The 14,350-nt window shown below is 53.3% G+C and carries 13 protein-coding genes; 5 read left to right on the forward strand and 8 right to left on the reverse strand.

The window, feature by feature from the left end; all coding sequences use genetic code 11:
• Positions 1–64 precede the first annotated feature (64 nt).
• A complete protein-coding gene (nhaA, locus tag NCTC9997_RS12665; protein ID WP_010864622.1) occupies positions 65–1,234 on the reverse strand; it encodes a Na+/H+ antiporter NhaA in 1,170 nt (389 codons plus the stop codon).
• A gap of 307 nt (positions 1,235–1,541) precedes the next feature.
• Here nhaA and NCTC9997_RS12670 point away from each other — a divergent pair, with 307 nt between their 5' ends.
• On the forward strand, positions 1,542–2,693 hold the full coding sequence (locus NCTC9997_RS12670; protein ID WP_010864623.1) for a Na/Pi symporter: 1,152 nt from the start codon (positions 1,542–1,544) through the stop codon (positions 2,691–2,693).
• Positions 2,694–2,736: 43 nt separating this feature from the next.
• Here the strand turns inward: NCTC9997_RS12670 and NCTC9997_RS12675 are convergent, their stop codons facing one another.
• The 6 genes from NCTC9997_RS12675 to rppH form a co-directional block, all read right to left on the reverse strand.
• Positions 2,737–2,928, reverse strand: coding sequence for a hypothetical protein (locus tag NCTC9997_RS12675; protein ID WP_156669268.1), 192 nt, complete (start codon positions 2,926–2,928; stop codon positions 2,737–2,739).
• Between the two features lie 69 nt (positions 2,929–2,997).
• Entirely contained in the window at positions 2,998–3,792 is a 795-nt protein-coding gene (thyA, locus tag NCTC9997_RS12680; RefSeq protein ID WP_039045844.1) for a thymidylate synthase, read from the reverse strand.
• A 1-nt stretch (position 3,793) separates the two neighbouring features.
• A complete protein-coding gene (gene lgt, locus NCTC9997_RS12685; protein WP_039045843.1) occupies positions 3,794–4,603 on the reverse strand; it encodes a prolipoprotein diacylglyceryl transferase in 810 nt (269 codons plus the stop codon).
• A 7-nt stretch (positions 4,604–4,610) separates the two neighbouring features.
• Positions 4,611–5,399: a sulfite exporter TauE/SafE family protein gene (locus NCTC9997_RS12690; RefSeq protein WP_010864626.1), complete on the reverse strand. Its 789-nt coding sequence runs from the start codon at positions 5,397–5,399 to the stop codon at positions 4,611–4,613.
• Between the two features lie 102 nt (positions 5,400–5,501).
• Complete coding sequence (gene ptsP, locus NCTC9997_RS12695; protein ID WP_064978189.1) at positions 5,502–7,766, reverse strand: phosphoenolpyruvate--protein phosphotransferase; 2,265 nt, start codon at positions 7,764–7,766, stop codon at positions 5,502–5,504.
• A 7-nt stretch (positions 7,767–7,773) separates the two neighbouring features.
• Complete coding sequence (gene rppH, locus NCTC9997_RS12700; protein ID WP_064978190.1) at positions 7,774–8,304, reverse strand: RNA pyrophosphohydrolase; 531 nt, start codon at positions 8,302–8,304, stop codon at positions 7,774–7,776.
• A 793-nt stretch (positions 8,305–9,097) separates the two neighbouring features.
• Here rppH and mutH point away from each other — a divergent pair.
• The 4 genes from mutH to NCTC9997_RS12720 all read left to right on the forward strand — a co-directional run bounded on the left by mutH (position 9,098) and on the right by NCTC9997_RS12720 (position 12,858).
• Complete coding sequence (gene mutH, locus NCTC9997_RS12705; protein ID WP_413463043.1) at positions 9,098–9,775, forward strand: DNA mismatch repair endonuclease MutH; 678 nt, start codon at positions 9,098–9,100, stop codon at positions 9,773–9,775.
• A 134-nt stretch (positions 9,776–9,909) separates the two neighbouring features.
• The gene (locus NCTC9997_RS12710; RefSeq protein WP_010864630.1) at positions 9,910–10,653 is read left to right on the forward strand and encodes a TerC family protein; all 744 of its coding nucleotides are present in this window, start codon (positions 9,910–9,912) and stop codon (positions 10,651–10,653) included.
• 87 nt (positions 10,654–10,740) lie between these two features.
• Complete coding sequence (locus NCTC9997_RS12715) at positions 10,741–11,775, forward strand: NADP(H)-dependent aldo-keto reductase (RefSeq protein WP_064978192.1); 1,035 nt, start codon at positions 10,741–10,743, stop codon at positions 11,773–11,775.
• A 609-nt stretch (positions 11,776–12,384) separates the two neighbouring features.
• Positions 12,385–12,858, forward strand: a complete 474-nt coding sequence (locus tag NCTC9997_RS12720; protein WP_010864632.1) for a Dps family protein — start codon at positions 12,385–12,387, stop codon at positions 12,856–12,858.
• A gap of 129 nt (positions 12,859–12,987) precedes the next feature.
• Here the strand turns inward: NCTC9997_RS12720 and NCTC9997_RS12725 are convergent, their stop codons facing one another.
• Positions 12,988–14,247 (reverse strand): dicarboxylate/amino acid:cation symporter, encoded by a 1,260-nt coding sequence (locus NCTC9997_RS12725; RefSeq protein ID WP_039045838.1) that lies wholly within the window; start codon positions 14,245–14,247, stop codon positions 12,988–12,990.
• Between the last annotated feature and the right edge of the window lie 103 nt (positions 14,248–14,350).

Raw genomic sequence — 14,350 nt, forward strand, 5'->3', positions numbered from 1 at the left:
CGCACCAGTATGCCGCCGGTCATGCTCTCTGACCAGCGACATCTCGGTTCACTGCTCCGCAGTTTTAACGCTTAGGCTGCGCGGGCAACACCATCCGCAGCAGGCAATAACCCACTACCGCCGCCGTGGTCGATCCCATCAGGATCCCCAGACGGGAGAATACTCCATACTCCAAACCGGCATGCTCAAAGGCCAGTGAAGCGATGAACATCGACATGGTAAAACCAATACCGCACAGTACTGACACCGCAAAGATATGGCGGAAGTAAATCCCATCCGGTAGTTTAGCCAGACCCAGTTTCACTGACAGCCAGCTAAAGGAGAAGATCCCGAGCGGCTTACCGACAAACAAGGCAACAGCAATACCCAGTGGCAGAGCTGAGGTCAGTACATCCAGCGAGATCCCTTTCAGTGACACGCCCGCGTTGGCAAAAGCAAACAATGGCAGGATCAGATAGGCCACCCACGGATGCAAACTGTGCTCCAGATGCTCCAGTGGACGCTTATCTTGCGCTTTCAACGGTACACAGAAGCCCAAGATCACACCGGCCAGCGTGGCATGCACGCCAGATTTAAGCAGGCTTACCCACAGCACTACGCCCAACAACATGTACGGGCTGATGGACGCCACGCCACGGCGATTCATGTAAATCAGACCGGCAGTGGCCGCCAGCGCAATCGCCAACGCCATCACAGACAGCTGGCTGGTATAGAACAGGGCAATAATGACAATCACGCCCAGGTCATCAATGATCGCCAACGCCAGCAAGAAGACCTTCAGGCTAACCGGTACACGCTTACCGAGCAGCGCCATGATCCCCAGCGCAAAGGCAATATCGGTCGCGGCAGGGATAGCCCAGCCCGCCAGTGCCACATCATTGTTACCGTTAAACGCCAAATACAGCAGCGCCGGAGCCAGCATACCGCCCAATGCCGCAATGGCAGGGAACACGGCTTTTTCTTTGCTGTTCAGGGCACCAACCAGCATCTCACGTTTAACTTCTAACCCGACCAGCAGGAAGAAGATGGCCATCAGGCCGTCATTAATCCACAGCAGCAGCGGCTTATTTATCAGCAGGCTGCCGAACTGCACCGCCACTGGCAGCGCGAGGAATTGATCATAAATTCCTTCTAGGCTGGTGTTGGCAAGCAGCATCGCCACAGCGGAGGCGATGATCAGTAAAATCCCCCCCGCTGACTCCAGTCGTAAAAACTGACGAATCATATCGGTCATGATGGAACTCCAAAACTTTTACGTACGCTATGCAATAGCTATGCAATCTGTCGCGTGTGAACACTTATCTCGCAGTCTAAAACAGAAGGTTTGCTCGATAAAATCGTTTCTATTGATGTTAATCATCGGAAATACCGAGCTTAACCATACCACTCACTCTTCACATACGCTCCTTGATCAGGGGTTCTGTTTTAACATTCTGTGCGGCCACCCGCTTTTCTGGCCCGATGAAATATATCTGTAATATTTCACCGCTAGGATCTGCGGCAACCAAACTTTTGTAACAAATCTGACATCAGAGAGTCATATGAACGAGATGCCCAACGCTCAAACCGGCACCAGCCGCTCACCGCTGACGACGCTGTTTTCCTGGTTGGTATTGCTCTTCGCCCTTTATCTGCTTTTATTGGCCGTGGCCATGGTTGGCGACGGTTTTAAACTGGCGGCAGGAACCCAAGCGCAGGCACTGTTTGCCTTCGCCGAACATCCGCTGGCCGGACTGATGGTGGGCCTGCTGGCCACCGCCTTAATTCAATCTTCCAGTACGGTGACCTCCATTATCGTTGGTCTGGTGGCCGGTGGCCTGCCGATTGCTACCGCCATCCCGATGATTATGGGTGCCAACATTGGTACTACCCTGACCAACACCTTGGTGAGTTTAGGCCACCTGCGTTGCAATAATGAGTTTCGCCGTGCCTTTGCCTGCGCCACCATCCATGACTTTTTCAACCTGCTGGCGGTGGTGATCTTCCTGCCACTGGAAATGGCATTCGGTATTCTGGCGCACATCAGCGAATGGCTGGTCGCTCCGCTGTCGAACTCCGGCAACCTGAACTATGTCGGCTTTGATTTCATCAAACCACTGACCAAGCCGGTCGTGAGCATGGTGAAAAGTATGCTGAGCGGTATGTCTCCGACCTTAGCCGGTACCCTGATGGCGCTGATTGGTATTGTGCTGATCATGGCGGCGATCACCGGTATGGGTAAGCTGCTCAAGCGTTTGATGGTCGGTCGTGCCCAAGAAGTTCTCAAGCACGCTATCGGTCGTGGTCCGCTGCACGGGATTACCTCTGGCGCCGCAGTAACCGTCCTGGTGCAGTCTTCCTCGACCACCACCAGCTTGATGGTGCCGTTTGTCGGTAATGGTCTGCTGAGCCTGCGTGAAGTGTATCCGTTCACACTGGGCGCGAACATCGGCACCTGTATCACTGCGCTGCTGGCGGCTACCGCGATTTCCGGCCCGAATGCGCTGCTGGCACTGCAAATTGCCTTGGTACACTTAAGCTTCAACGTACTGGCGGTGTTGGTCATTTACGGGATCCCAGCACTGCGTCGTCTGCCGCTGCGCGCTGCGGAAGGTTTGGCTTCCCTCGCGATTAAAAACCGGATGGCGGTACTGGGTTATCTGAGCGGGGTGTTCTTTGTCCTGCCAGGGATACTGCTGCTGGCTACCCGCTAATACGAAAAGCGACCAGAACTACTCTCCCTTTTGGACGGCCTGTTCATGCAGGCCGTTTTTTTATTGTTGAGTGCCGTTGTTTTAGCGTTGTTTTATCGTTGTTGTAGCGCTGCTTGCGCATGGTGTAACGCGGAATTAAGAAGATAACGATGAAGATGACGATGAAGATAAACTCAAGCCACGCAACACGCTCTACGCGATAATGGCCGGCCGTTCCCCAAGGTAAACGCCCCATGCGAGGCACAAAAAAAGCGCCCCACAGGACGCTTTTTAGTAGCCGCTAAGCACTAGCGAAACAGCGTAATTACACCGCGACCGGCGCTTTAATCGCCGGATGTGGGTCGTAACCAACAATCTCAAAGTCTTCAAACTGATAATCGAAGATAGACGCTGGTTTGCGCTTGATCACCAGCTGTGGCAGTGCCCGTGGCTCACGGGATAACAGCAGCTCAGTCTGCTCCATGTGGTTCATGTACAGGTGCGTATCCCCACCGGTCCAAACAAAATCACCGACTTCCAAATCACACTGCTGCGCCAGCATGTGAGTCAGCAACGCGTAGCTGGCAATGTTAAACGGCAGACCAAGGAAGACGTCACAAGAGCGCTGATACAGCTGACAAGAGAGCTTACCGTTGGCCACATAGAACTGGAACAAGGCATGACATGGCATCAATGCCATCTGATCCAGCTCGCCCACGTTCCACGCGGATACGATAATACGACGAGAATCGGGGTCTTGTTTCAGTTGCTGCACCACGGTGCTCAGCTGGTCGATAGTGCGACCATCGGCGGCGCCCCACGCGCGCCACTGCTTGCCATACACCGGCCCTAAATCGCCATTTTCATCCGCCCACTCATCCCAAATACTGACATTGTGGTCGTGCAGATAACCGATGTTGGTATCGCCTTTTAAAAACCACAGCAGCTCATGGATGATAGAGCGCAGGTGACAACGCTTAGTGGTCACCAGCGGGAAGCCTTTGGACAAGTCAAAACGCATCTGATGGCCGAAAATCGAGCGGGTACCGGTTCCGGTACGATCGTCTTTGGATGCGCCTTCCGCCAAGATTTTGCGCATCAGATCTTGATATTGTTGCATGTTATCCCCGTACAGCAGTCACAGGATGACGACGGTATGCCCACAGGATCAGCCCCAGTCCACCCAATACCATCGGTACAGACAGGATCTGTCCCATCGTCAGCCAGCCATCGAAAAAGCCCAGTTGTGCGTCCGGCTCACGGAAGAACTCACAGAAGATACGGAACAGGCCGTAAAATAGCAGGAACATCCCGGAGACACTGCCGGTAGGCCGCGGACGGCGCACAAACAGGTTCAGAATAATGAACAGCACCAGACCTTCGAGGAATGCCTCATACAGCTGTGACGGATGACGCGGCAGCGGACCGCCGTCTGGAAACACCATGGCCCACGGCACATCGGTCACCCGTCCCCACAGTTCACCGTTGATGAAGTTACCAATACGGCCCATGCCCAATCCAAACGGGATCAGCGGGGCAATAAAATCGGCCACGGTGAAAAAAGTCCGCTTAGTACGGTACGCGAAAACCAGCATCGCAACGATGACCCCGATCAGGCCACCGTGAAATGACATCCCGCCATCCCACACTTTGAACAAGTACAGCGGGTTATCGAGGAACAAGCCGAAGTTATAAAAAATCACATAGCCAATCCGGCCACCGAGGAATACCCCGAAAAAGCCCGCATACAGCAGATTTTCGACTTCATCTTTGGTCCAGCCACTGTTGGGCTTGGCAGCGCGGCGGCCGGCCAGCCACAGGGCAAACACAAAGCCTACCAAGTACATCAGGCCATACCAGCGCAGGGCTAACGGTCCGACATGAAAAATGACCGGATCGATTTGCGGAAAGGTCAGATAGCTATTATTCATCAGCGTGTTACCACAACATTTTTAATGCGACAAAAACCAAAAGAACGGCAAATCCCTTTTTCAGGATAGGTACCGGTAAACGGCTGACCAAATTCGCGCCAACCTTGGACGTTTGTACCGACGTCACGGCAATACAGGCCAGTGCGGGCAGATAGACATAACCCAGACTGTAGGCCGGCAAATCACTGACATGCAATCCGCTGACGATCAGGGTCAGTGATCCCCCAACGCCCAGCATCATACCGCACACCGCCGACACCCCGATGGCAATGCGCATCGGCACCGAGTGCCAGTTCAGGTACGGCACAGTTAAGCTGCCGCCGCCAATGCCGGCCAAGCTGGAGAAGATACCAATCAAGCCCCCAGCAGTAAACAACCAGCCTTTAGTGGGCAACGGATGCTCGGCACGGGTCTTCACCGACAGCGCCATTTGCAACGCCAACAGCAGCACCAGCACTCCGAACACTTTGCTGATCATGTCCGATGGAATTAAGGTGATCACGTGCGCCCCGATCACCGCGCCAATAATGCCGCCCGGCACCATCGCTTTGACAATCGTCCAATCCACATTACCCAACTGATGATGACGCCAAGATGACGATACCCCGGTCAGCACAATCGAGGCCAGTGAGGTACCCAAGGCAATCGGCATCAAATGTTCTGGCAATACGCCCGCCAACGGTAACAAGCCCACCAAGGCGGGTACGATAATCAATCCACCGCCAATCCCGAGCAACCCGGCCAAGATCCCAACAACACCACCCAAAATCAGGCAGGCAACAACAAACAACAGCATGATTGCCTCAACTCATTTTCCTATACAGTCATATCCGTTACAGCCATATCCGTGCATGATTCTGTGCGAATACATAAAACTGCGAATACGTAAAAGCGCGACTTAGTAAAACGAATTACCACCACGGATAAAACCGCCCAAGCCACGTCGCTCCATAAACGCTGCGGTCAGATGGCGCACTTCGGTGGTCAGGCGCGCACTGAGCGCCCGCTCCGCCAAGGTCTGTAAATCCGCCAGCTCCACGGCGCGTAACAGGTATTTGATGCGTGCGACGTTACGCCCGTTCATACTCAAACGGCGATAACCCATCCCCACCAGCAACAATGCGCCGATCGGATCGCCCGCAAGCTCACCGCACAGGCTGACTGGCAACTGATGCTGCTCGCCCTCGCGGATCACCTGATACAACGCGCGCAATACCGCCGGATGCATGGCATCGAAGATATCCGCCACACGGGCGTTATTGCGATCCACAGCCAACAGATATTGGGTCAGATCATTGGATCCTACCGAAAGAAAATCGATCTTGCCGGCCAGAAAGTGTAACTGATACAACATCGACGGCACTTCAACCATGATGCCGACCTTCGGCATGCTGAGGGTTTGCCCATCTTGCGCCAGTTGCTCGCTGATCTCGCGATACGCCCGATCGATTAGTGCGCGCGCTTCATCCACCTCGCCCAAGCCCGACACCATCGGCAGCAAGATGGCTAAATTGTTATGGCTCACACTGGCGCGCAGCATGGCGCGCACCTGAGCGATAAAAATATCGGGGTGATCCAGCGTCAGGCGAATACCGCGCCAGCCTAAAAACGGGTTGTCTTCATGGATTGGCAAGTACGGCAGCGGTTTATCCCCACCGACATCGAGGGTGCGCATTACCACCGGTTTATCTGGGTAGCTATCTAAAATCAGCTGATACAGGCTGACTTGCTCATCTTCAGACGGGAAACTGCCGTGCAACAAGAAAGGCACTTCCGTGCGGTACAAGCCAACCCCATCGACGCCCTGATTGATGGCAATATGGCAATCGGCACTCAAGCCGGCGTTCAATAGGATCTCGATGCGTTGTCCACAGGCAGTGAGCGCCGGTTTATCCAGATCGTCGGCCACCCGCTTATCAAGCTCTTGTTCTTCTAAAATCAGCCGTAGGTATTCGGTGCGCACCGCCGGATCCGGATCGACAATCACGTTACCGCGATAGCCATCGATAATCAGCTCACGCTGCTCCAGTCGCCCCGGCTCAATGTCCACGCCCATGACAGTCGGCACGCCCAAGGCGCGCGCTAAAATCGCGGCATGCGAATTGGCCGCGCCATCTCGCACCACGATCCCCACCAGCTTATCGCGCGGCAGTTCAGCAATCAGGGTGGCGGTCAGCTCGTCGGTCACCAGCACAAACTGCTCGGGCAGGTTCCACTCGCTTTGCGGTACATCCATCAGGTGAAACAGCAGGCGCTGCGCCAATGCGCGCATGTCGTTGGCACGCTCACGCATGTAAGGATCGGGCAAACTGGCAAATTGGGTCGCAAAGTGTTCAAACACCTTACGTACCGCCCATTCAGCAACCACGCCGGTATCGAGCTGGGTAGACAGGGCATTACGCAAGGCAACATCGGACAACAGGTGGGTATAGAGATCGAAAATAGCGGCCGAATCGGAGCTGAGATCGACATTAAAGCGCTTACTGTGGCGACGAAACTCGTTGACCGCCGAATCAATCGCCCGTGACAGCCGCTCGCGCTCACTGTCTGGCTCAAGGGTAGAGGCCTCGGCGATATCCTCTAGCGTCAGATGGGTTTGATCTAGCCAACCAGTGCCAATCGCGACGCCTGGAGCGGCACCTTGCGCCCGAATACGCCGCTGCTGGGTATCGGATAACAAGCCCTGCTCTTGGGTGTGCGCCAAGATCCCGGCCAATTGGGTGGCCAGCGTAACCAGAAACGACTCTTCGCTCTCGTCAAACTCGCGCACCACTTTTTGTTGCACCACCAGCACGCCCAACAAGCGGCGACGGTAAATAATCGGGGTGCCTAAGAACGCGCGGAAACTCTCTTCACCCACTTCGGGCAAGTATTTAAAGCTCGGATGCTGGCGCACATCGGCCAGATTAATCGGCTCGGCGCGCGCGCCGACTAATCCCACCACCCCTTCATCGAAAGCCAACAACACCGGTTTACCAGCCGGTTTAGCCAAACCGCGGGTAGCCATCAGCCGATAGCAGCGGTGAGTGTGATCGGCTAAATAGACCGAACACACTTCGGTTTTCATAATCTGGCAGGTTTTGCTGACCAACAGCTCCAACGCCTGCGGTAAATCGGCGGCCGCAGCGACCTGTTCAACAATTTCCCGCAGTTTGGTCAACATAATCAGGTTATCCTTTCCTTCTTACATGTCGGGTGGCTTTATAGGGCGGCTTGACTGCCTCTTCCGCCGGCATCACCACCGGCGCGAACTCTTTCATCACCCGCCGGTACACATCGCGTTTAAATGACACCACCTGACGCACTGGATACCAATAGCTTACCCAGCGCCAATCATCAAATTCCGGATTCCCGCTGGTCTGCATATTCACTTTGGACTCATCGCACATCAGCTGCAATAAAAACCAGCGTTGCTTTTGGCCAATGCAAACCGGCTTGGTATCCCACCGCACCAGACGTTTTGGTAATTTATAGCGTAACCAATTCCGGGTGGAACTGAGCAGCCGGACATCCTTTTTGGTCAGGCCCACTTCTTCAAACAGCTCCCGGTACATGGCCTGTTCAGCCGTTTCACCGGGATTGATGCCGCCTTGCGGAAACTGCCACGAGTGCTGCCCATAACGGCGCGCCCACAGCACCTGTCCCGCTCGGTTACAAATCACAATTCCCACATTCGGGCGGTAGCCATCGCCATCAATCACAGGACTACCTCAATACTGAAAAGCGTCAGTTATCCTTTGATTGTTTCACACAACCCCTGACCGGTAAACTGGTGAACGTCGTGGCGCGCAGTCTGTGTGTCATATATCAACATTCAGCGCCTGCATTGCTGTTTTATTCGCCACTCCTTGGATAACTTTTGCTTTGCGGAGAAGTTATAAACACCTTCTGCCAAAATTCGGCGAATTTATTCACTTTTTCTGTGGATATCACTGTGAAAAAATATCTCGCTTGCATATAAATCGCCGCACTGATCAGGTTATAAAGCGCCAACAACACTCAATTAAAACAATTAAAAACAATAATTTAAATAAGCAAAAGCAAAACAATCCACAAGCAGACAAACCAAAAGGATCGTAAAGATCCATGATTGAGCAAAGATCCGCCAGCGCCGAATTTATCCACACATACCGCTGACAAGATCGACAGTTTTGTGCACCCTCGCACGGAACCTTGACCACAAACCCCTGTTCATCCAGCCAGTATCGGCTGGTTATCCACGGTTATCCAAGATTTCTGTGGATAACTAGTGGGGAGATCCTGTTCATTGTCGGTGATTTATCCAGCAATAATTTCGCCTCGGCGATCTTAGCCTCCCTAAATGATTTAATATTTCCTTATAAATCATTGCATTATAAATAGGCGGATCGTGAGCTCGTGAAGGATCCCATAAATAACGATCTTGCTGAGCAAAAAATGAACAGCGAGTAACCTCTGTGCCGTGGATCACCACAGGGCATAAAGGGTGGTAAGATAATGAGCATGAACACTGACATGATTCCTGTTTCTCGCCAGGCGTTGTTTGACCGCGCCCGTGATCTGGCGGGGTATTCGCTGGCCGAGTTAGCCGCGCAGCGTGGATTGCCCGTACCGCCCAACCTCAAGCGCGACAAGGGGTGGATTGGTACGCTGATCGAACAACATCTGGGCGCGTATGCTGGCAGTAAGCCGGAGCAAGATTTTCCGCATCTGGGGGTGGAGCTAAAAACCATCCCTGTGGATCGTCACGGCCAACCGCTGGAAACCACCTTTGTGTGTGTCGCACCGCTGACCGGTAACTGTGGTGTGAGCTGGGAAACCAGCCATGTGCGACACAAGCTGGCCTGTGTGTTGTGGCTACCGGTGGAAGGTGAACGCACGATCCCGCTCGGTGAGCGCCGGATCGGTATGCCGATTTTGTGGACGCCGTCTGCCGAAGAAGAAGCCTTGTTGCGCCAAGATTGGGAAGAACTGATGGACAAAATCGTGCTCGGCGAGGTGGAAAGCATCACCGCACGCCACGGTGAAGTGCTGCAACTGCGGCCCAAAGCCAATAATGGCCGCGCGCTAACCGATGCAATTGGCCGTTATGGTCAGCCAATCAAAACCTTGCCGCGCGGCTTCTACCTGAAAAAAGCCTTTACCCGCGCCATCTTAAATCGCTATTTCGGGTTAACGCCGCCGACGCTGTAAACCAGCGCGGCCGTGCGTGGGCTCTAGTGCATTGTCAGACAAGCAAAATCATATGCCTGACATAATGAAAAAAAACGCCAGATACGTTATCCTATACGGCTCCTTATCCTCCGCTCTTCAGATGGTTTAGTTTCATGGAATGGCTTGTAGATCCGCATGCGTGGGTGGCGTTGTTGACGCTGACCGCGCTCGAAATTGTGCTTGGCATCGATAACATTATTTTTCTTAGCATCATCGTTAGTCGCCTGCCCGAACAGCAGCGCCAAAAGGCACGGATCTTGGGCCTGGCTCTGGCGATGGGCACCCGTATCCTGTTGCTGATTTCCTTGGCGTGGATCATGCACCTGACCGCTCCGCTGTTTACGCTGCTGGATCATCCGGTATCAGGACGCGATCTGATCTTGTTCTTCGGTGGCCTGTTCCTGATTGCTAAAAGTACCCATGAGATCCACGACAGCTTGCAAGCCGGTAACGGCGGCGAAGACGCGCCGCACATTCGTGCCACCACCAGCTTTGTGATGACGCTGGTGCAAATTGCCGTGCTGGATATCGTGTTCTCGCTCGACTCGGTGATCACCGCGGTTGGCTTGGTGAATGACATTCCGATTATGATCATCGCAATTGTGATTGCAGTGCTGATCATGATGATGGCGGCCAAGAGCATTGGCGATTTTGTGGATAACCACCCGCCAATCAAGATGCTGGCATTATCCTTCCTGATCTTGGTTGGTTTTACTCTGCTCGGCGAAAGCTTTGGTATGCATATTCCGAAAGGCTACATCTACTTTGCGATGGGTTTTTCTTTTGCCGTGGAGCTGCTCAATATCCGTATGCAGCGTGGAAAATCGCTACAACTGCACAAAAACATCCCAGAATAAGCGCATTAAGCGGCGGAGAAATTTACTTTCCTCGCCGCGCCCCCTAAGTTATAGGCATCCCGTTATGACGTCATCACAAGGATGCCTATGCGTTATCATACCCTTCCCCACTCCACTCTGGAGGTCAGTGCCCTGTGTCTTGGCACCATGACCTTTGGCGAGCAAAACAGTGAGCAGGATGCCCATCAGCAACTGGATCTGGCTTTTGAGCAAGGCATCAACTTTATCGATACCGCCGAGATGTATCCGGTGCCGCCTAAACCGGAAACCCAAGGGCTAACCGAACAGTACATCGGCTCTTGGCTAAAAAGCCGTAACTGCCGCGAGCAGGTGATCTTAGCCACCAAAATCGCCGGACCTCACAATGTGCCCTATATTCGCCCCGATATGGCGCTCAATCACCGCCACATCCGCCAAGCGGTAGATGACAGTTTGCGCCGCCTCGGCACCGATTATATCGACCTGTATCAAGTGCATTGGCCACACCGCAACACCAACTGTTTTGGCAAACTGGGTTACCAGCAGCAAGAGCACGAAGATCAGGTGCCGTTGATTGAAACGCTGGAGGCCTTAAGCGAGCAAGTCCGCGCCGGTAAGATTCGCTATCTGGGCGTGTCGAACGAGACGCCGTGGGGGCTGATGAGCTATTTGCGTCTGGCGGAAAAACATGGCTTGCCGCGCATGGTGTCGATTCAAAACCCGTACAGTTTGCTCAACCGCAGCTTTGAAATCGGTCTGGCCGAAGTCAGTCACCGCGAGCAAGTGCCGCTACTAGCCTATTCGCCGCTGGCATTCGGGATCTTAAGCGGCAAATACCTCAATGGCGCGCGTCCTGATGGGGCACGCTGCAGTTTGTTCAGCCGCTTTAAGCGTTACTTTAATCCGCAAGCCGAAGCCGCCACCGCTGAGTATGTAGCTCTGGCACGGCAATACAACTTAGATCCGGCGCAAATGGCGCTGGCCTATGTGCTCAGTCGTCCTTTTGTGGGAAGCACTATTATTGGCGCAACCACGCTAGCGCAGCTGCACGCCAATATTGCCAGTCAGCATCTCAGTTTGCCAGATGAAGTGTTGCAAGGTATCGAAGAAATCCATACGCGCTACCCTAACCCAGCGCCTTAAGCCGCTAGCACGCCGGAGCAGAAAAATGGGCGAGCGCGGGAAAGCGCCAGAGAAACGATAAAAAAGCGGATAAGGGAAAAGATAAGCAAAAAAAAACCTGCGACTCCGCGCAGGTTGGTGCAAATAGAGCTTTATCTCAAGCTCTCAGAAGTAAATATCTCTTGGGATTGAGAATACGGACTCCGGCTGGATCACTCCAGCCGGGATTGGCAACAATCCGGCTCATTGCGTAACGAAGCTTGTCGGCGCAGATACATTTGCGCCTATTTCCTGTACATCGCCGCCTGCCTACGCCTGCTCCTGCGCCATTCGCTACGTTGGATATCGACATCGCAGCGTTACATCTTCTGTCCACTTGCATTGTCTACGCGGCTTTGCCGCTCGGTTTTCACGCTTGCCGATGTATCACAAGAGCGCCACTACGAACAATGCGCGCCAAATTACAGATGGTTTTACCTATTACACCTATAAATACAATGGTTTTTCCCTCTGCGCGCGGCCTGCCTATACTTAACCTCAATGACACAGACCACGCTGGTCTGCTGCTGACTTTGTGCCGCACCGAGTCAGGTATAACGAATTTTAAATATGGGTAATAAGGAGTTTGCTATGACAACATCTAGCATCGGCTTGGCAACAGAAGATCTGGTTAAATTGGCACCGGAGCTCAACATTCTGCTGGCGAACTACCAGATCCTGTACATGAACACCCGTGGTTACCACTGGAACATTACTGGCCCGCAATTCTTCCAGCTGCACGTCAAATTTGAAGAGATGTATAACGATCTGCTGCTGAAAGTAGACGAAATCGCCGAGCGTATTTTGACCGTGGAAGCGCAGCCGCTGCATACTTTCAGTGATTATCTGGCACACGCCGAAATTAAAGAGCACAAAAATGTGCACGATGCTAAAAGCTGTATCGATGGTCTATTAAGTGGTCTGCAAACCTTGCTGATCCGTCAACGCAAGATTTTGTCGATGGCAGCAGATGCCGGTGATGAGGGAACAGTGGCCCTGATGAGTGACTACATCCAACAGCAAGAAAAAACCGTGTGGATGCTGCGCTCTTTCCGTCAGGCCTAAGCATTTAGCCACTGACGTTCTTTTTAGTCAGTCAGTGTCTAGTCAGTAAAAATAAAGCCGTTCGCAGCTAAAAGCGAACGGCTTTATGGTCTTTTAAGTATCTAAAACTCACTCAGACACTGACGACCGTTATGACTGACTGCTCGCCAAGCCCGTTTTATGCTGCAACCAGTTTTTCCCTTCCACAAAGCGGCTAACCAACATGGCACATACGGTATTACCGGTGGAGTTCAGCAAGGTAGCCGGCGCATCAATAATGGTGCTGATAATCATCACCGTACCAACCAGCTCCGGTGAAAAACCAAACACGGCGCAGATCATCAGCTCACCCGTCATGCCGCCACTTGGAATGGCACTCATCACCGCGCCAACCAAGAAGGCCACACCGATAATCGCCGCCAGCATAGCTGGATCGCTCATGTCACGATGGAACAGGGTAAACAGGAACACGATCTTCAAAATCCCGCCAATCACCGAGCCATCTTTGTGCGTGTTAGCCCCTAACGGGATCACGGTTTCTGCGATATCGTCCGGCACGCCCATCTTTTTGGTCGCCACCAGATTCACCGGAATACAGGCTGCACTGGATGCGGTGGCTAACGCAGTTACCGCTGGAGTCGCCACGTTGGCCCAGAAGATGCGCACGCCCGCCATCCCACCGGCAATAAAGGCATACAGGGTATTCGCCCCGAAGAAATACACCACCGTCAGCGCCAGATACAAGAAGAAGGCATTGAGATAACCGCTGATAATTTGCGGCCCCAGCGCACCGACAGTAGCGGCAAAGTAGCAACCTAAGCCCACCGGCGCGATGTACATGATGATGCTCACCATGCGCAAAATAATGGTAGTACCCGCGGACAGCAGCTGCGCCACCGGGCGGCCTTGCTCGCCCGAGAAGGCAGTCGCCAGGCCAAACAAGATGGAAAACACGATCAGCGGCAACAGACTCGAACGGGTAAAGAGTTGCAAGAAATCCGGCACGGTAAACGTGCTCACCAAGATCTGGCCAATGCTTTTACCCGACTCCGTTTCGGCTACCGGCGGCAACTGCGCCAATAAACTCTGGGTATCCACATTTTGGAATGGATTGAACAGGTGCGTGCCAATCAAACCAATCACCGCTGCGAATAACGCGGTGCAGACAAATACCGCAAACACGGTCCCCATGATTTTACCCAAACGGGTCATCTGCTTCATTTCAGCAATCGACGAGGAGACGCTGAAAAACACCAGCGGCACGATCACCATAAACATCAGATTCAAAAAAAGATCGCCCACCGGCTTCACCAGTAGCGCTTTTTCACCAAAAAGCAGGCCGCCCGCGCCGCCCAGAACAATCCCCGCCAGCAAACAGAGGGTAAAGGCATAATGCCGCAGAATTTTCATTTTGTATGGTATCTCAGTTGTTCGGATTTCCGTCCGGGAAATGCCGGCATGCGGTCAGATGATGCCGCCGCATGTCGTAGAGTAAGCGGCAGATTTTACCTAA

The sequence above is a fragment of the Plesiomonas shigelloides genome (assembly GCF_900087055.1).
Taxonomy (GTDB): domain Bacteria; phylum Pseudomonadota; class Gammaproteobacteria; order Enterobacterales; family CAMTGL01; genus Plesiomonas; species Plesiomonas shigelloides.